At 48.3% G+C, this 17,272-nt stretch carries 17 protein-coding genes and 1 riboswitch; of the genes, 10 read left to right on the forward strand and 7 right to left on the reverse strand.

Going from position 1 to position 17,272, the window contains the following annotated elements; genetic code table 11:
• From rsxC to rsxA, 3 genes are all read right to left on the reverse strand, one after another.
• On the reverse strand, nt 1-2,234 hold a 2,234-nt coding region (rsxC, locus tag ABT56_RS13310), incomplete at its 3' end, for an electron transport complex subunit RsxC (RefSeq protein ID WP_047879380.1).
• A gap of 1 nt (nt 2,235) precedes the next feature.
• On the reverse strand, nt 2,236-2,817 hold the full coding sequence (rsxB, locus tag ABT56_RS13315) for an electron transport complex subunit RsxB (protein ID WP_047879381.1): 582 nt from the start codon (nt 2,815-2,817) through the stop codon (nt 2,236-2,238).
• Nucleotide 2,818: 1 nt separating this feature from the next.
• Entirely contained in the window at nt 2,819-3,400 is a 582-nt protein-coding gene (gene rsxA / locus ABT56_RS13320; RefSeq protein WP_047879382.1) for an electron transport complex subunit RsxA, read from the reverse strand.
• A gap of 825 nt (nt 3,401-4,225) precedes the next feature.
• Between rsxA and uvrB the strand changes: the two genes are divergently transcribed.
• From uvrB to ABT56_RS13335, 3 genes are all read left to right on the forward strand, one after another.
• Nucleotides 4,226-6,253 carry an excinuclease ABC subunit UvrB gene (gene uvrB / locus ABT56_RS13325; RefSeq protein WP_047879383.1) on the forward strand — a complete coding sequence of 676 codons (2,028 nt, stop codon included), beginning with the start codon at nt 4,226-4,228 and terminating at the stop codon, nt 6,251-6,253.
• Nucleotides 6,254-6,645: 392 nt separating this feature from the next.
• The gene (gene luxO / locus ABT56_RS13330) at nt 6,646-8,079 is read left to right on the forward strand and encodes a quorum-sensing sigma-54 dependent transcriptional regulator LuxO (protein WP_047879384.1); all 1,434 of its coding nucleotides are present in this window, start codon (nt 6,646-6,648) and stop codon (nt 8,077-8,079) included.
• A gap of 16 nt (nt 8,080-8,095) precedes the next feature.
• Nucleotides 8,096-8,455, forward strand: a complete 360-nt coding sequence (locus ABT56_RS13335) for an Hpt domain-containing protein (RefSeq protein WP_047879385.1) — start codon at nt 8,096-8,098, stop codon at nt 8,453-8,455.
• On the opposite strand, the gene yvcK is transcribed toward ABT56_RS13335, so the two are convergent.
• From yvcK to ABT56_RS13350, 3 genes are all read right to left on the reverse strand, one after another.
• Nucleotides 8,417-9,322, reverse strand: coding sequence for a uridine diphosphate-N-acetylglucosamine-binding protein YvcK (gene yvcK / locus ABT56_RS13340; protein WP_047879386.1), 906 nt, complete (start codon nt 9,320-9,322; stop codon nt 8,417-8,419). The two genes, ABT56_RS13335 and yvcK, sit on opposite strands and share 39 nt — an antisense overlap.
• Before the next feature lie 178 nt (nt 9,323-9,500).
• Complete coding sequence (locus tag ABT56_RS13345; RefSeq protein ID WP_047879387.1) at nt 9,501-10,076, reverse strand: LON peptidase substrate-binding domain-containing protein; 576 nt, start codon at nt 10,074-10,076, stop codon at nt 9,501-9,503.
• A gap of 142 nt (nt 10,077-10,218) precedes the next feature.
• Entirely contained in the window at nt 10,219-10,446 is a 228-nt protein-coding gene (locus tag ABT56_RS13350; RefSeq protein ID WP_047879388.1) for a hypothetical protein, read from the reverse strand.
• Between the two features lie 231 nt (nt 10,447-10,677).
• A riboswitch (molybdenum cofactor riboswitch) is annotated at nt 10,678-10,844 on the forward strand.
• On the opposite strand from ABT56_RS13350, the gene moaA reads away from it, so the two are divergent.
• The 5 genes from moaA to ABT56_RS13375 all read left to right on the forward strand — a co-directional run bounded on the left by moaA (nt 10,833) and on the right by ABT56_RS13375 (nt 13,852).
• Nucleotides 10,833-11,822, forward strand: coding sequence for a GTP 3',8-cyclase MoaA (gene moaA, locus ABT56_RS13355; protein WP_047879389.1), 990 nt, complete (start codon nt 10,833-10,835; stop codon nt 11,820-11,822). (Overlaps the previous riboswitch by 12 nt.)
• Before the next feature lie 56 nt (nt 11,823-11,878).
• Nucleotides 11,879-12,358 carry a cyclic pyranopterin monophosphate synthase MoaC gene (gene moaC, locus ABT56_RS13360; protein ID WP_047879390.1) on the forward strand — a complete coding sequence of 160 codons (480 nt, stop codon included), beginning with the start codon at nt 11,879-11,881 and terminating at the stop codon, nt 12,356-12,358.
• Entirely contained in the window at nt 12,355-12,600 is a 246-nt protein-coding gene (gene moaD, locus ABT56_RS13365; protein WP_047879391.1) for a molybdopterin synthase sulfur carrier subunit, read from the forward strand. Before moaC ends, moaD begins: the two co-directional genes overlap by 4 nt.
• 2 nt (nt 12,601-12,602) lie before the next feature.
• Complete coding sequence (moaE, locus tag ABT56_RS13370) at nt 12,603-13,052, forward strand: molybdopterin synthase catalytic subunit MoaE (RefSeq protein ID WP_047879392.1); 450 nt, start codon at nt 12,603-12,605, stop codon at nt 13,050-13,052.
• 263 nt (nt 13,053-13,315) lie between these two features.
• Complete coding sequence (locus tag ABT56_RS13375; RefSeq protein WP_053062490.1) at nt 13,316-13,852, forward strand: hypothetical protein; 537 nt, start codon at nt 13,316-13,318, stop codon at nt 13,850-13,852.
• A 69-nt stretch (nt 13,853-13,921) separates the two neighbouring features.
• Here ABT56_RS13375 and ABT56_RS13380 read toward each other — a convergent pair whose 3' ends face one another.
• Nucleotides 13,922-14,332, reverse strand: a complete 411-nt coding sequence (locus ABT56_RS13380; RefSeq protein WP_047879393.1) for a MerR family transcriptional regulator — start codon at nt 14,330-14,332, stop codon at nt 13,922-13,924.
• Between the two features lie 574 nt (nt 14,333-14,906).
• Between ABT56_RS13380 and ABT56_RS23960 the strand changes: the two genes are divergently transcribed.
• Nucleotides 14,907-15,077 carry a hypothetical protein gene (locus ABT56_RS23960; protein ID WP_157037853.1) on the forward strand — a complete coding sequence of 57 codons (171 nt, stop codon included), beginning with the start codon at nt 14,907-14,909 and terminating at the stop codon, nt 15,075-15,077.
• Between the two features lie 453 nt (nt 15,078-15,530).
• The gene (locus ABT56_RS13385) at nt 15,531-17,162 is read left to right on the forward strand and encodes an ABC transporter substrate-binding protein (RefSeq protein ID WP_047879394.1); all 1,632 of its coding nucleotides are present in this window, start codon (nt 15,531-15,533) and stop codon (nt 17,160-17,162) included.
• Nucleotides 17,163-17,272: the final 110 nt, after the last annotated feature.

Genomic DNA, 17,272 nt, shown 5'->3' on the forward strand with positions numbered 1-17,272 from the left:
TCAACCGGTTCGTCGGCACTTGCCGTGTCGGTAGGCTGTGCCACCGATTCAGCATTCTGTGCTTGCTGCTCCACCTTGCGTGCTTTAGCTCGGGCAATCGCAGCGGCGACGGCTGCTTTTTTCGGGTCAACCGGTTCCTCAGCACTTGCCGTGTCGGTAGGCTGTGCCACCGATTCAGCATTCTGTGCTTGCTGCTCCGCCTTGCGAGCCTTGGCACGGGCAACCGCAGCAGCGACGGCCGCTTTTTTCGGGTCAACCGGTTCGTCGGCACTTGCCGTGTCGGTAGGCTGTGCCACCGATTCAGCATTCTGTGCTTGCTGCTCCGCCTTGCGAGCCTTGGCTCGGGCAACCGCAGCGGCGACAGCGGCTTTCTTCGGATCGCTTTCAGATTCCGTTGCTGGTGACTCGGCTTGCTGCTCCGCCTTGCGTGCCTTGGCACGGGCAATTGCAGCGGCGACAGCATCTTTTTTCGCATCTGTTGCGGCGTCTGATGTCGAGCTCACCTCATCGGTAGATTTTGCGGCCTTGCGTTCACGGGCCAAGCGCTTGCGCTCTTCGCGCAACTTCGCCATTTCGCTGTTGTCCGGCGTCGCGCTGTCTAGTGAGCCTGCTTTTGCAGCCTCTGCCTGTTTGGCCTTGGCTCTGGCAATGGCTGCAGCAACGGCTGGCTTTTGGGCCGGTGTCTCATTGGCCGCTGCGGCTTGTTTGGCTTTTACTCGGGCGATGGCGGCGGCTACTGCATCATCACCGCCTGTTGCGGCCATTTCTTGGCGGCGATCTTCCGCGGCTTTCTTGAAGCGGTTTTCACGAGCGGCCTTGTCCCGTTCGAAGCGGGCTTGTTTAGCTTCGAAGCGCTGTTTGGCGCGGTCGGCATTGGCTGCATCTTGGCGGCGTGAATAGATCTCGGCCTTGGCTTGGCGGTAATAGTTGACCAGTGGAATTTCACTTGGGCAAACATAGGCACAGGCACCACATTCGATACAATCGAACAGGTTGTACTCTTCGCACTTATCGTAGTCCTGATCTTTGGCATACCATTGCAGTTGCTGGGGCAAAAGTGATGATGGGCAAGCATCGGCACAGGCGCTACAGCGAATACAGGCCATTTCGTGAGTATGTACTGGCAACTCTCGGCGTTTGGGGGCCAAGATACAGTTGGTCATCTTGGTGATAGGCACATTGGCATGGGGCAGGGTGAAGCCCATCAAGGAGCCGCCAACGATAACTCTTGGGTATTTTTTATCGGGGCAATAGCCGAACTTATCCAGCAGATAGGATATCGGAGTACCAAGCAGGGTAAATAGGTTACCGCGCTGCTTGAACGCCTCGCCGGTAAGAGTGACGACACGTTCGATCAATGGCTCGCCATCGATAATCGCACGCTTGATGGCATAGGCGGTACCCACGTTTTGAACAACAACACCAACGGCAGATGAGCGTGCTTGGCTCGGCACTTCGCGCCCGGTTAGGATTTTAACCAATTGCTTGGAGCTGCCCGATGGGTATTTGGTCGGGATCACGCGGATAATGATGTTGTCTTCAGGGGTGACACATTGCTCAAGGGCCCGTGCCGCTTCTGGTTTGTTATCCTCGATACCAATAATTGTTAGTTTTGGGCTGACAATATGGCGCAGGATCCGCGTGCCTTCGATAACTTCGGCCGCATAGTCTTGCATCAGGCGATCATCGGCGGTGATGTAAGGTTCACACTCGGCGGCGTTGATGATCAGAATATCGGTCAGACCTAGGCTACCTTGGAGCTTACGACCGGTAGGGAAACCCGCGCCACCCAGACCGGCAATACCGTTTAGACGAATAGTATTGATCAGCTCGGCGGGTTCGATGTCGGTATAGTTCGGTATCTTATGCTGTGAACCCCACGTCTCTTTGCCATCAGGTTTTATCACGATGCAGAGATCGCTCAAGCCTGACGGATGGGCGGTAGTACGCTGCTCGATAGCAGAGACTGTACCTGATGTTGGCGCATGGATCGGTAGGCACATGCTCATGTCGCTGTGGGTCAGAGGCTGACCTTTCAGGACGTGGTCGCCGACGCTCACCAATATTTCACCTTTGGTACCAATATGCTGCTTGAGCGGCAGAACCAATTCATCTGGAATACCGGCCAGACGGATAGGTTCTTGGTTGGATATGTGCTTATTTTCAGGCGGGTGAACCCCACCGTGGAAGTCCCAAAGCTGACCTTGTTTAATTTGTTCGATAATTGACAGCATGTTACTTCACCGCAGTTTGGTTATTGTCAGCAGGAATATTCACAACAGGAATTTGGTTAAGATCCCATTTCCAATTCTCCGGAGAGGTCTCTACCGGGATCATCTCGATACAGTCAGTTGGGCAAGGGGCAACGCAGAGATCACAACCGGTACACTCATCTTTGATGACTGTGTGAAGGGCTTTGGTACCACCGACAATGGCATCGACAGGACAGGCCTGAATACACTTAGTACAACCAATGCACATATCTTCGTGGATGAAAGCGACTTTCTTAATGCTTTTATCTGCGTCATGGGCCGAGTCTTCGGCATCCACACCCATCAGGTCGGCGAGCTTTTCAATAGTCTGCTGACCACCTGGTGGACATTTGTTTATTTTATCACCATTGGCAATGGCTTCGGCATACGGACGGCAGCCCGGGTAGCCACATTGGCCACATTGTGTTTGCGGCAAGATGGCGTCAATTTGATCGACGATAGGATCCGCTTCGACCTTGAAACGAATGGATGCAAAGCCAAGGATGAGCCCGAAGACTGCCGCGAGGGCTGCGATTGCTATTACAGCTATTAGTATTGCGCTCATATTACAGTTTCACCAAGCCAGTGAAGCCCATAAATGCCAGTGACATTAGGCCTGCTGTTATCATGGCGATTGAAGCCCCCTTAAATGGTGCAGGTACATCGGCAGCTGCGATTCGTTCGCGCATCGATGCAAATAAGATTAGGACAAGAGAAAATCCCGCCGCTGCTCCGAAACCATAGATAACAGATTCAATGAAATTATGGTGTTCATTAACATTAAGCAGCGCAACCCCGAGAACGGCACAGTTTGTGGTGATCAGGGGTAAGAAGATCCCCAGTAGCCGGTATAGGGTAGGGCTGGTTTTGTGCACGACCATTTCGGTGAACTGTACGACGACAGCGATTACGAGGATGAAACTCATGGTTCGCAGGTATTGGATATCCAGTGGAAGCAGGATGTAGGTTTCCACCATATAAGAACATACCGACGCGAGAGTCAGGACGAAGGTTGTCGCTAGGCCCATGCCGATCGCGGTTTCCAATTTTTTGGAAACACCCATGAATGGACATAAACCTAGGAATTTTACCAGTACAAAGTTGTTTACCAACACTGTACCGACGAGAAGGAGTAGGTACTCTGTCATACCGCTGATTACTAATTGCTAAAGATCTTTATATTATCTTCCTTTGTCAGATCTATAACAACACCCATTGAGCAGGGTTTTTAGCTGTTGCTGGCCTTTTGGTCTCCTAGCTAATTGATTTGTATTCAATCTTTATGGCTTGTTTGCTGGCTGGGCGAGAGAATTAGGTTAAGTAATAAGCCCGTATTTGCAGTTCAATGTGTGGCATTTCGAGAGCAAATGTTTTCAGATTGCCGTTATGGGCGAAAAACACTCACTTGTGGCGTTTGAGTTCAAATGATAAGCAAGTGGTCATGGGGAAGCGAATAAGTAGGAAAATATCGCTTGATTTTTTTGAGGCCAAAGAAGACAAGGCTTTAGACGAGTTATCCACGAAAACTGTGGATAACTATGTTGATGGCTATATGGAAAAGATCGAACTCGTTTGAGAAATTATCGCTTTGGGTGATTTTTGGTCGATGCGGTGGTTTTGATAAACCTTTGTTGTTGTTACCATCAAAGAAATTGTTTCGTCGAGGGAGAGGACAGCGCTTGGCGGCGAATAGTGACAAATTCTAGCACATTATTCTGTGAGTTGATTTAAATCAAAACTTGAATAACTTGTGGGCAAAATATGGACGTATATGGCTGTGAGGGATGTTTTTTCAACAAATGCTACGAGGAAGATGGCGTCGATGGGAAGTGCTGTGGGCGCAGATGATACGCTTAGTTTAAAATGTGGTCAACTGATGACGCATGATTACTTTGTCGAGTGAATAGTTGACATCGCGCGACGGCACTGCAAAATGTAGACAACCCTGATCATAAATCCAGTACGGTATCAGCATGGATATTGTCAATATCAAACCCTTTAAACTTGCGTCTCGGTATTCTCCCTCAGGCGACCAGCCGACAGCCATTGCTCAGTTGCTTGATGGGCTGGATTCGGGTTTGGCCCATCAGACTTTACTTGGTGCAACGGGGACCGGTAAGACCTTTACGGTGGCCAATGTGATAGCCGAGGCGGGACGTCCGACTTTGATCTTAGCGCCGAACAAGACATTGGCGGCTCAGTTATATGGTGAAATGAAGGAATTCTTTCCGGAGAATGCCGTAGAATATTTTGTTTCTTATTATGACTACTATCAGCCGGAAGCCTATGTGCCAACGACAGATACCTTTATTGAAAAGGACTCTTCGGTCAATGCCCATATTGAGCAGATGCGTTTATCGGCAACCAAAGCGCTGCTAGAACGGCGTGATGTCGTTATTGTGGCATCTGTTTCTGCTATTTATGGTTTGGGTGACCCTGATTCCTACCTCAAAATGATGCTCCATGTACGTCGCGGCGATATGCTGGATCAGCGGGATATCCTACGGCGCTTGGCGGAGTTGCAATACACCCGCAATGATATTGCTTTTGAGCGTGGTACGTTCCGGGTTCGGGGAGAGGTGATTGATATTTTCCCGGCGGAATCAGAAAAAGATGCTATCCGTATTGAGCTGTTTGATGATGAAGTGGACTGTATCAGCAGCTTTGACCCGCTGACCGGTGCGGTGATAAAGCGGGATTTGCCCCGCTGTACCATTTATCCGAAGACCCATTATGTGACACCTCGTGAACGCGTCCTTGAGGCTATTGAGGGCATAAAAGAGGAACTGGTCGATCGCAAGCAGCAGTTTCTTGATAATAATAAGTTGGTTGAGGAGCAACGGATCAGCCAGCGGACTCAGTACGATATCGAAATGATGAACGAGCTTGGCTTTTGCTCGGGGATCGAAAACTACTCACGTTACCTCAGTGGGCGTGCGGAGGGTGAGCCGCCACCGACCCTGTTTGATTACTTGCCAGCCGATGGCTTGTTATTGATTGATGAGTCACATGTCACTGTTTCTCAAATTGGCGCTATGTATCGCGGCGACCGTTCCCGTAAGGAAAACTTGGTCGAGTATGGCTTCCGCTTGCCGTCGGCATTGGATAACCGACCGTTGAAATTTGAGGAATTCGAGGCACTGGCTCCCCAGACTATTTATATTTCGGCGACGCCGGGTAGTTACGAGATAGAAAAGTCTGGCGGTGATATTGCCGAACAGGTGGTTCGCCCGACCGGCTTGCTGGATCCGCAGATTGAAGTGCGCCCAGTGGCGACACAGGTCGATGATCTGCTTTCTGAAATTCGGATTCGCGAAGCCAAAAACGAGCGGGTGCTGGTTACTACGCTGACTAAGCGGATGGCTGAAGATCTGACTGAGTATCTGTCTGAGCACGGGGTAAAAGTTCGCTACTTGCACTCGGATGTTGATACGGTTGAACGGGTCGAAATTATTCGCGATTTACGATTGGGCGAGTTCGATGTCTTGGTTGGGATCAACTTGCTGCGTGAGGGCTTGGATATGCCAGAAGTGTCGCTGGTTGCGATTCTTGATGCTGACAAGGAGGGCTTTTTACGTTCCGAGCGTTCACTGATCCAGACGATTGGTCGTGCTGCGAGGCATTTGTCAGGTAAGGCGATTTTATATGGCGACAGAATAACGGGTTCGATGGAGAGGGCGATTAATGAAACGAATCGTCGTCGCGATAAGCAAATTGCCCACAATGAAAAAAATGGGATCGTTCCTAAAGCATTAGAGACCAAGATCGCCGATATCATGGAGCTTGGGGCCCCAGGCAAGACCAACCGGGCTGCTAAGTTGCATAAAGTCGCAGAGCAAAAAGCTAGCTACACCGTAATGACACCACAACAGTTGGAAAATGAGATCCAGCGGTTGGAGAAAGAAATGTATGACGCGGCTCAGAACTTAGAGTTTGAGCAGGCCGCCGAACTGCGAGACAAAATTCTTTCTCTTAGAGAGCAATTTATTGCCAATAGCTAGTTAAAAAAAAGCCAACCGATAAAGTCATTCGGTTGGCTTCATTGTTTTAGTGAAAAAAATCCACAAACAACGTCAGTTGGCTAGGTTGACTCTAAGGAAGAGTCACTTTAATTAAAGCAGGTAGTGTGCCAACTTTGTTTTAAATCTTTAATTGTACTTTTTTAGCGGGTTTATCCCGCTTTTTTTGTGCAGGCCAGCAAATCAATAACTACATATTTGCATTTTGCGAATCATTATGCGATTCATATTGGAAAGCAAAGAGCACTAAAGTTGCAAATTAGTAAAACCAGCGAATTTCTTTAGATTACAATTACTATATTCAAGCTGCTTCATTTTGAATTCAATGTGTTTAGGTTGTTTGGGTATACAAGGTATCCAGATTGGGAGGGGCAATGGAACGCACTGCTAAACAGCGTCAGGTGTTGATGGTAGAAGACACTGCATCAGTCGCGGCCTTATATAAATCATATCTGAATCCATTGGGTGTTACGGTTACTATTGTCGGGACCGGTGCAGAAGCGTTGGCATTTGTCGAGCAAACGTTGCCGGATCTGATTTTGCTGGATCTCAGGTTACCCGATATGACGGGTATGGAAGTACTGGAATCTGTTAAACGTGATTATGGCGATGTCCCCGTAGTCATTATGACCGCGCATGGTTCGATAGACGTTGCCGTTGAAGCGATGCGTTATGGCGCGCAGGATTTTTTGATCAAGCCCTGTGAGGCTGATCGACTGAGGGTGACGGTTAACAAAGCACTCAAGCAAGAGAAGCTTCTGCAAGATGGTGAATCATCGTCGAAACAAGCTGGGGCACAATATCAGGGCTTCATCGGCAATAGCCTACCAATGCAGGCTGTGTATCGAGTCATCGAATCTGCCGCTACGAGTAAGGCAACGGTGTTTATAACCGGAGAGAGCGGTACCGGTAAAGAGGTGTGTGCTGAAGCCGTTCACGCTGCCAGTCCGCGAAATGACAAGCCATTTGTCGCATTGAATTGTGCTGCTATCCCCAAAGAATTAATCGAAAGTGAATTGTTCGGCCATATGAAAGGGGCCTTTACCGGTGCATCGACAGAGCGACAGGGGGCTGTTGAACTCGCGCATAACGGCACTCTGTTTTTGGATGAATTGTGTGAAATGGATTTGGATTTGCAAAGCAAATTGCTACGTTTCATCCAAACAGGAACCTATCAGAAAGTTGGTTCATCGAAGACGAATACTGTTGATGTGCGATTTGTCTGTGCGACCAACCGTAATCCGTGGCAGGAAGTCCAGGAGGGGCGCTTTCGTGAGGACTTGTATTATCGGTTGCATGTGATTCCTATCAATTTACCACCACTTCGAGAGCGTGGTGATGATGTTATTGAGATTGCTCATGCCTTACTTGCCTTGATGTCATTGGAAGAAGGTAAGAATTTTAGCCGCTTTTCCCCTGAGGTCATCCAGTTGTTCAATCATTACCATTGGCAGGGTAATGTGCGGGAGCTGCAAAATGTCATTCGTAATATCGTCGTGTTGAATGACGGTGAAGAAGTGACCCTGTCTATGGTTCCTCCGCCAATTAATAATGATGGCGTTAAATTTGCATCCTACTCATCAAATCCTGCGGCGCAGGTGACTTCTATTCCCACAGATATAGGGCAAGAAACGACGGCGGCGTTCGACAAGTCTCAAGTGGAGCCTTTATGGCTGGTTGAGAAGCGAACGATCCAAGCCGCGATAGATGCCTGTGATGGTAATATTCCTCGCGCTGCTGGACTTTTAGAAGTCAGCCCTTCGACGATATACAGAAAATTACAAATTTGGCAGGATACGCAAGGCTAGAGGTAGGAGAAACTGCATGGCGACGACAATTAATGCACAAACAATTCAGCGCATGGCTGAAGAAGTTGGTGAAGATACATTACAGCTACTGCTTACGGTCTTCAGCGATGAACTTGAGCAGTATTTCAGTAAATTATCAGACGATCCTACTCTGCTGGATGTAAGAGAGATCAGCCATGCGATAAAAAGTAGTGCTGCCAGTTTTGGGGCTGATGAACTGGCCCGTATGGCCCAAGAATGCGAATCTCGTGTTAAGCAGGGGCAGGATACTTGGATGGCAGACCATCTGCCGGAGTTCAGACAGATGGTCGAAGGAATGGCGATTGAATATCGTCGGTTAGCCAGTCATGATAATCCGCTCAACTGCTTGCTTTAATTTGTTTCGGTCGTGCCGCCATTGATGGTGGCTTGATGCGAGTTCAGCAACATGAATGTTGTAATTTGTCTCAAGCTCCGTCAGTGGTTTGTCCGCGAGTACCCAGTCGATTTTTCTTCCTTCCATTGAACGCTCACACCAATTGAGCATGTCAGTTAGGCTCATCATTCCAGCGGGTCCCGGTTCTTTATCCAAATTTGTGATAAAGACAATTTTTGCGCGGGTGATATTTAGCGCATGAGCAATATCTTTGAGCAGCAGGGGTGGCATGACACTGGTAAGGAAACTGCCAGGGCCAAGCAGGATGATATCGGCTAGCTCGATAGCAGAAATTGCCTCTTCAGTGGCGGGCACGGTAGGCTCTACCAGTAAGCGACGTGGGATACTATCCAGTTCATCAACACTGGTTTCGCCGTTGATGATTTCGCCCTGTTGCGTTTCGGCGGCCAGATCGGCCGGATGCTCAGACATTGGCACAATATGTGTTTTGACCTTGAGCATGTCACGGATCATGTGAATCGCATCAAGCGGGCGAATGGATAGATTGTCCAACGCTTTGAGCATTAGGTTGCCCAAGTTGTGGCCCGACAGTTCGCCTGTCCCTTCAAAGCGGTATTCGAAGATCATCGAGCCCACAGAGGGTTCGGTGACCAGCTGATTGATGCAGTTGCGAGTGTCACCCCAAGCAATACCGCCTTGGCAGGCACGAATACGTCCTGTAGAGCCGCCGTTGTCGGTTGTCGTTACTATGCCGGTGACATTTTCGCCATAGTCAGACAATGCAGAGAGGATTCGGCCGAGGCCATGTCCTCCGCCTATGGCGACAATTTTTGTCTCCGATGACAAATTTTCTGTAAATGTAGGCATAGCAGAAGTAAACAATATTATTAGAAATTAGTGGCAGTTTACCTGCTTGTGGGTGTGGAATACAGTGCGCAATAAGGCAAAGCGTTGTATTAGGGGATGCGGGATTGTCTTTGTGCGAGAGCCTTCACTTGATAAACCGCCGCAAGCATCAATTGTGACGTCGCTTGCGGCAATGGGGTCAATGGGGCTTGTGCATAATACTCATGAGGTAGTCGTAGGTATCCATGCAGTTGGGCGCACTGAGTAGAAGTTGTTTTTCGCTGGCCGGAAGAGGGAGCAGCTCGAGCCAGCGTTGACATAACCAGCTTAAGTTGTCGAATTGTTTATGGTGGTGCATGCCGTTAAGCTCGGGATGCTTTTTGAACATCAATTTGAGTTTTTCAGCTAAAATCTGTTGGTCACAATTTACTTTAGTTTCAGGCCAAGGCTGAATGGCTTCATATTCTGCCGTGAGCAAACCATTCTCGTCTTCGTTGAGGTTATCGATGCGGAATGATTCATGTCCTGCGACAGTAACAATCAAGCTGCCGTCAGTGGGGGAGGCGTCAAAATCTTCGACGGTTACCCGGGTGCCTATCTGGTAAAAATGGTTTCCATGATCATCATTGTCAAACATGCACACGCCAAAAGTACCGCCGTTGCGAATAGCGGTTTTGAAAGCATGCATTTGCGGGCCATGCGCGATACGAAGAGGTATCCGGCCACCGGGTAGAATATGACGCTTTTGGAATAGTAGCGGTATGCACTGTTTCATGGCCAGCTCCGGTTATTGTTAGTATGGTATACCAGACACTGCAAATGTGATGCCTATTTGTCATACCGCTTATTGGGCGATGTTACCCCTAGTGTTTTTGTTATTTGCAAAATTCTCCGCAACTGCCGATGCAATTTGCGAATCATTTTTGGTTGGCAATAATTTTCAGAGCCGTATCACTGGGAAGCAGCTCAAGGTGGCTTTGCTCATCGAAGTACCACCCCTTGATTAGCCCTTTTTCCTGCATGTCGATGAAACCGTTAATGACAGTTTTTGCCTGCTCTTGTGCTTGCCGGGCATCAAGCCCTTCTTCCCGCTGAAGATAGAGCGCAACATCTTCAACAGTGGCTGATTCGATAATATTGGACATAATATCCTCACTTTTAGTAAGAAAAATTCCCCGTATCCTCCTTAGTAGTATTGTCGTTAAATACCCTGAAAGGTAGAATGCAGCACGAAAAAATATTCCATGAAGATATGAGCGGCTGAGGGGCTGCTGCTGTCCTCGGCAAGAGGGAAATAAACAGGCCGACGGCACGATCTTCTGATACTTTTATAATGATTACGCTATTGTGCAGATTTTGGTTTATTCCTGCCTGCGCAATTGCCATAACTCCGAGCTTGGCGCACTAAGTGCTTGACGGAGGCTCTCAAGGAGGGACCTCTACGTTGGGGATACGTGAGCCTGGCCAGTGACAGATGTCACCAGGGTCGGTAAAGAAATGCATCGGCCTCCCGTACTTGGAAAGGTGTTCCGTGGCGAAACAATTTGAAGATAATTTTCATCGTAAGTTCTATTACTTGCGTTTGTCAGTAACTGACGTTTGCAATTTTAAATGCACATATTGCCTACCTAACGGCTACCATCCGGAAGAGAAAAAGCGTCCTGCTTTTATGTCTCTGGATGAGATCCACCGCGTTACAGCGGCCTTTGCAGAGTGTGGTACCAGCAAGGTACGCATTACCGGCGGCGAGCCGACTCTTCGTCGCGACTTCACCGATATTGTCCGAACTGTGGCCGAGCAGCCGGGCATCAGCAAGGTGGCGATGACCACCAATGGCTACCGTATGGCCAAGCAGGTTGCGGGCTGGCGTGAGGCGGGTCTGACCCACATCAATGTCAGTGTCGACAGTCTGGATCCTCGCCTGTTTCATCAGATCACGGGTGAGAATATGTTTGGTCAGGTGATGGCCGGGATTGATGCCGCATTTGAGGCCGGCTATGAGCAGGTCAAGGTCAATACCGTTCTGCTCAAAGATCTTAATTCCCAGCAACTTCCTCAGTTCCTTGAGTGGATCAAGCATCGTCCGATCCAGCTCCGTTTTATCGAATTGATGCAAACGGGGGAGATGGACAGCTTGTTCGCCAACCACCATGTGTCAGGCGTAAGCATCCGCAATCACTTGATTGCCAATGGCTGGGTATTGAAAATCAAGGCCAACAATGATGGTCCTGCGCAAGTTTTCTGCCACCCAGATTACCAGGGTGAAATTGGCCTGATCATGCCATACGAGAAAGACTTCTGTAAAAGTTGTAACCGCTTGCGTGTTTCAGCCATGGGCAAGTTGCACTTGTGCCTGTTTGGTGACCATGGTGTCGATCTTCGTGACTTGCTACAGCAGGATGAACAGCGCGAAGACTTGATTGCCCGCATACAGGGTGGCCTGCAGGAAAAAGCCGTGAGCCATTTCCTTGAGCAGGGCAATACAGGTATGACGCCGCATCTGGCATCAATTGGCGGCTGATCCATTCCCACCTGCCGGACACACATATTTTCTATTTACCTTCTTGGAAGAGACGGATGAATCAATTTACGCATATCAATGCTTCTGGCGAAGCAAACATGGTTGACGTGTCTGCGAAAGTAGAGACTGTTCGTGAAGCTCGTGCTGAGGCTTATGTCAGTATGGCTCCTGAAACATTGGCGTTGATCCTGTCGGGTCAACATCACAAGGGCGATGTATTTGCCACTGCCCGTATTGCCGGTATTCAAGCTGCAAAGAAAACGTGGGATCTGATCCCGCTTTGTCACCCATTGCTGTTGTCGAAAGTCGAAGTGCAGCTTGAAGCTATCGAGGCAGAAAACAAAGTACGTATCGAATCTTGCTGTAAGCTGGCAGGGAAAACAGGCGTAGAAATGGAAGCGCTCACAGCTGCTTCCGTTGCTGCACTGACCATCTACGATATGTGTAAGGCCGTTCAGAAAGACATGGTGATCGAGCAAGTTCGCTTGCTTGAGAAAACGGGTGGTAAATCAGGTCATTTTAAGGTGGAAGCATGATTAACGTACTTTTCTTTGCCCAGGTAAAAGAGCTGGTGGGCGTTGACCGCATCGAGATCGACGCTGAGTTTGCGACCGCCGAGGCCCTACGTGCCCATTTGGCCGAAAAGGGTGACAAGTGGCAGTTGGCTCTTGAATCAGGCAAATTGCTTGTTGCTGTGAACCAGACAATTTGTTCATTGGAAAGCCCACTGACAGACGGTGATGAAGTTGCCTTTTTCCCGCCAGTAACAGGGGGGTAATCATGATTTCTGTACAGTTTGACGATTTTTCGGTTGCGGATGAATACGCACGCTTGGCCGAAGGTGCCGATGCCGGTGCGGTAGTGACCTTCATTGGTAAGGTACGCGATTTTAATCAGGGCGACAGTGTAACCGGGCTCTCGCTTGAGCATTATCCTGGTATGACCGAAAAGTCTTTGGCTGAGATCGTCGAGCAGGCTCGTGAACGTTGGCCGTTGCTCAAAGTCCGAGTAATTCACCGGGTCGGTGATCTTGGATTGGGCGATCAAATCGTTTTTGTTGGTGTTACCAGTGCCCACCGTGGCGCGGCTTTTCAAGCCTGCGAGTTCATCATGGACTACCTCAAGACCCGCGCACCATTTTGGAAGAAAGAGCAAACACCAGAAGCGTCACGCTGGGTTGATGCTCGCGAGACCGATACATCTGCAGCGGACCGCTGGAACAAACAGTAATTTCTCCTCCTTTCGGATACCGGCCAAATCGCAATTTGGCCGGTATCTGTTTGTAAAAAATCATCCTCTCTCCCCATGCCTGAATAATCTTTCTTGAATATTCAGGTATTTTTTCCTTTTCCTCTGTGTTAGGTTGAAAAGTGTAAGGATAAATAACCGTTATTAGTGAATGGTTATATAGTTTTGTCATTAAGCTCTCGTGCTGATGGGAGAGCAGTACAGAATAATTTTTTGGTTGTCGCGTGCAGAGAAGGAGTATGACTATGATCAGAAGCGATCGACTACTCTATGAACTAGAGCCCGAAGGATTCGGTGGGCGTCACTGTGAGTCATGGGACCAGTGGCGACAAAAGGCAAATGTAGCATTGCCTAATTTTCCAGATGATGTCCTAGAGCAATGGGTGTACCGGCACTGGAAAGGGGTACTGTGCAATTGGGGGTGGCTGGATTTTCAGTCAATGCGATTCGAGCTGGAGCAGTGGGAGACTGAGAAAATTCAGTCACTGATCAAGACGCCACATCAGGAGGTCGTCGATAAGCTTTCTTCGCGTATGAGTAATGCGTTGTTCCAGCGGAGTTGGCTGGTGCAGGATATGCAGAAGCATGGCACATGGCCGGTAGCGCCAATCGTATTGCATTACGAGCGTGATATTGATGTGATGCAGGGGAAGGTGATGAAGGCACCTTATAACTTGCTGGAGGGGCATCATCGCTTAGCTTACTTGCTGCGTTTGGCTGAGCAGGATGCTGATTTGGCATCGACCCATTCTGTTTGGATTGCGAGAATCCCACTTCATTGAGTTCGCCCTTTTATACACAAAACCAACCGGTTGGCATTGTAAGCCAGCCGGTTTTTTTATTGTATAGCCTTAGGTTGCTTGTTCGGTTTCAGTTTGTTGCTGGAGCTGCTTAATACAGCGCCGCTCTGCTGCATTGAGTTCCATCATTAGTATATTGATATCTGCTTGTTGCTGTTGAAGTTTTACTTGACGGTTGTGAATGGTATTTAGCATTGCTTGTAGGTTCTGCACTGAGTTGTGCCTTGTGTCATAGAGAGTAAAAAGTTCGTTGATATCAGTAAGGCTAAATCCAAGCCGCTTTCCCCTGAGGATGAGCTTCAGCCTCGCCCTATCTTGGCGCGAGAATATGCGTTGTGTTCCTCGCCGTTGGGGGGTGAGCAGCCCTTGGTTTTCATAAAAACGGATGCTGCGAAGTGTGATTGCAAACTCGGTGGCTAATTCTGAAATGGTATAGATGTCATCAGCAGGAGTCGTTGGCATGGCGGTATTCTCATTCCGTTGTGGTGTTGCCCGATGAGGGGGAGCTGTTCATTCCGTGAACCGGAAAATCATTTCATAATCACCGATAAATAACAACGTATTAACGGAATATCGGCCATAAAATAGCCCCTCCTGAGAGGGGCTAGGTATTAAGCACAAGGCTTATTTGTGTCCGTCTTTAGTTTTGTGCGGCGCTGCCGGAACATAGCTAGGACGGTGACGAGAAGGACTGGGGCGAGAAATACAACCTGCTGGTCTCATGGATTACTCTCAAACAATAACGGAACGGAATGCCGGCACAATTATCATCATTTAATAATTGCGCCAGTAAGGTGATGTTAGCGTTGTTGTCTTGTTATGGATACGTATCAACCTAGCAAAAAAAGTCATGTAATAACTTAATCTATTGGGCTGGTTTTATATGCCTCTGAGTTATTAAAGCTCGGGCCTATAGGGAGCTCAACTGCGCATAACCCGGTAACTTGTGCCATGCTTATTGGGTGCTCTGGCACAGGTTGTTCAAAAACAGATTGTTAAAAAACGTTACGCTAACGGGTTAACAGTGGAGGGTTACATGAAGCACAAACGCATGTCTAATCGTCGTATTAAACAGATGCTTGAAGATATTAACCATGATGGTCTGTTTGATGATGCGCTGACAAATAATGACAGTTTGGTCGATAAAAAGGATCAGGGTACACATGAAGTACCGCCGAATATTAATTTAGATAGTGAAGATAAGTAATTATTTCAGATTGAGCATTTTCCGAGAAAGCGCCGAAAGGCGCTTTTTTTATGCTCAAAGCGTCTGTTGTTTGTTTTTTGTTATCGGTAGGGGTGTTTGATGTTATTTGCTCAAGCGTCTTGTGCTGAATATTTAACCATTTTTATGATTTCTACACACTAAATTATGCACATATAGCTTTTATGGCGGATTTTTCTCTTAATGTTGGGTTTTGTGATAGATCGGACTGCAACGAAAAAAGCATTCAGTGTATTGCACTATATTGCTTGTTGGTATTGAGGATATTATGTGTTTTTGTAATCAAAATGTGGCAAATTGCTTTGATGCCTGATAATGTTTTGTTCAAATCTTCGGTTTGATTTGTGATGTGATGGATATTCAGCACAAATATTTTGCCTCTGTGTGCCAGCCGAAGTTCGCAAGGATGTAATCTCAATGTATCGGAGTTTATGCATGAATAAGAATAAAATTACCCAGTCGCTGCTCTTAGGCGCTGGTATGGTTGTGGCTGCTACCTCTCTTCCCGCCTTTGCCGCAAATGTACCCGACGATATCAAACTGGCCGCGAAGCAAGAGCTAGTCCGTGGTAATGGTACCGAAGTCGAATCTCTCGATCCGCAGAAAGTTTCCGGTGTCCCAGAATCTAACGTTATCCGTGATTTGCTTGAAGGCCTAGTTAACCAAGATGGTGAGGGTAATCTGGTTGGTGGCGTCGCTAAGTCATGGGAAACCAAAGACAATAAAACCTGGATCTTCCACCTTCGTGAAGATGCCAAGTGGTCGAATGGCGAATCTGTTCTCGCTAGCGACTTTGTTTACACTTGGCAGCGTCTGGCTGATCCCAAGACCGGTTCACCATACGCTTCCTACCTAGACATGACGACCATGCTCAATGCCGGCGATATTATTAATGGCAAGAAGTCCCCTGAGACGTTAGGTGCCGAGGCGATTGATGCCCATACCCTGAAAGTAACGCTGGAAAAACCGGTACCGTATTTCGTGGCGATGACGGTACATACATCAATGAAACCCGTTAACCAGAAGGCGGTGGAGAAATTTGGCGACAAGTGGACCAGCCCTGAAAACTATGTCGGCAACGGTGCCTTCCAGCTAGACAACTGGGTGGTTAACGAGCGTATTGTTCTAAAGCCAAATAAATATTACTGGGACAACGGCAACACTGTTCTTACGAAGGTGACCTATCTGCCGATTGAAAATCAGGTTGCTGAGATGAACCGCTTCCTGGCTGGCGAAGTGGACGTGACCTACGAAATGCCGAACGAGCATTTCAAGCGACTGGTCAAGCAGAACCCGGATGATGTCAAAGTAACGCCTTACCTGTGTTCTTACTACTATGAGTTCAATACGGCCAAGGCGCCGTTCAATGATGAGAAAGTGCGCAAGGCGCTGTCTTATGCCATCGACCGTGATGTGATTGCCAAATTTATTGTTGGTAAGGGCGAGACGCCTGCCTACAACTTTACTCCGTTGGCAACCAATGGGTTGGATGTTGATATGCCGGATTACTCGACGCTTTCCCAGAAAGAGCGTGTTGCCAAGGCGCAGGCTCTGCTTGAGGAGGCCGGCTATGGCAAGAGTAACCCACTAGAGTTTAACCTGCTTTATAACACCAGTGAGAACCACAAGAAGATCGCCGTCGCGATTGCGTCGATGTGGAAGAAGTCATTGGGTGTGACCGCCGTTCTGGAAAACCAGGAGTGGAAGAGCTACCTAGATAGCAAGCGTCAGGGTAACTTTGACGTGTCGCGAGCAGGGTGGTGTGGTGACTACAACGAAGCGTCAACCTTCTTGGCTATTATGCGTGATGGCCACTCCCAGAACTATCCGAAGTATGCCAGCAAGTCTTATGATGGCCTGTTAGATCAAGCCCTGACGGCGGCATCGGATGCCGATCGCGCCAATGCATATAAGAAGTCCGAGGCACTGCTGGCGAAAGACATGCCAATTATGCCGATTTACCATTATGTCAACGCGCGTCTGGTGAACCCAAAGCTGGGCGGTTACCCGGAACATAACCCTGAAGATAATATCTTCAGCAAAGATCTTTATATTATTGCTGACTAATGTTCGCTAAGTAATAAATACCATAATAAGCGCTGCCCTCAGGAAGGGGGCAGTGCCATTTCTGGCTTCCAAAGCAGAGTTGATTTTTTCTGTCACAGACTAAAAGTACG

The sequence above is a fragment of the Photobacterium aquae genome (genome assembly GCF_001029445.1).
GTDB lineage: Bacteria > Pseudomonadota > Gammaproteobacteria > Enterobacterales > Vibrionaceae > Photobacterium > Photobacterium aquae.

Excerpts from the sequence above, each read along its gene's own strand:
- rsxB (WP_047879381.1), bottom strand. The coding sequence starts at position 2,817 with ATGAGCGCAATACTAATAGCTGTAATAGCAATCGCAGCCCTCGCGGCA.
- rsxA (WP_047879382.1), bottom strand. The coding sequence starts at position 3,400 with ATGACAGAGTACCTACTCCTTCTCGTCGGTACAGTGTTGGTAAACAAC.
- uvrB (WP_047879383.1), top strand. The coding sequence starts at position 4,226 with ATGGATATTGTCAATATCAAACCCTTTAAACTTGCGTCTCGGTATTCT.
- luxO (WP_047879384.1), top strand. The coding sequence starts at position 6,646 with ATGGAACGCACTGCTAAACAGCGTCAGGTGTTGATGGTAGAAGACACT.
- ABT56_RS13335 (WP_047879385.1), top strand. The coding sequence starts at position 8,096 with ATGGCGACGACAATTAATGCACAAACAATTCAGCGCATGGCTGAAGAA.
- yvcK (WP_047879386.1), bottom strand. The coding sequence starts at position 9,322 with ATGCCTACATTTACAGAAAATTTGTCATCGGAGACAAAAATTGTCGCC.
- ABT56_RS13345 (WP_047879387.1), bottom strand. The coding sequence starts at position 10,076 with ATGAAACAGTGCATACCGCTACTATTCCAAAAGCGTCATATTCTACCC.
- ABT56_RS13350 (WP_047879388.1), bottom strand. The coding sequence starts at position 10,446 with ATGTCCAATATTATCGAATCAGCCACTGTTGAAGATGTTGCGCTCTAT.
- moaC (WP_047879390.1), top strand. The coding sequence starts at position 11,879 with ATGAATCAATTTACGCATATCAATGCTTCTGGCGAAGCAAACATGGTT.
- moaD (WP_047879391.1), top strand. The coding sequence starts at position 12,355 with ATGATTAACGTACTTTTCTTTGCCCAGGTAAAAGAGCTGGTGGGCGTT.
- moaE (WP_047879392.1), top strand. The coding sequence starts at position 12,603 with ATGATTTCTGTACAGTTTGACGATTTTTCGGTTGCGGATGAATACGCA.
- ABT56_RS13375 (WP_053062490.1), top strand. The coding sequence starts at position 13,316 with ATGATCAGAAGCGATCGACTACTCTATGAACTAGAGCCCGAAGGATTC.
- ABT56_RS13380 (WP_047879393.1), bottom strand. The coding sequence starts at position 14,332 with ATGCCAACGACTCCTGCTGATGACATCTATACCATTTCAGAATTAGCC.
- ABT56_RS23960 (WP_157037853.1), top strand. The coding sequence starts at position 14,907 with ATGAAGCACAAACGCATGTCTAATCGTCGTATTAAACAGATGCTTGAA.
- ABT56_RS13385 (WP_047879394.1), top strand. The coding sequence starts at position 15,531 with ATGAATAAGAATAAAATTACCCAGTCGCTGCTCTTAGGCGCTGGTATG.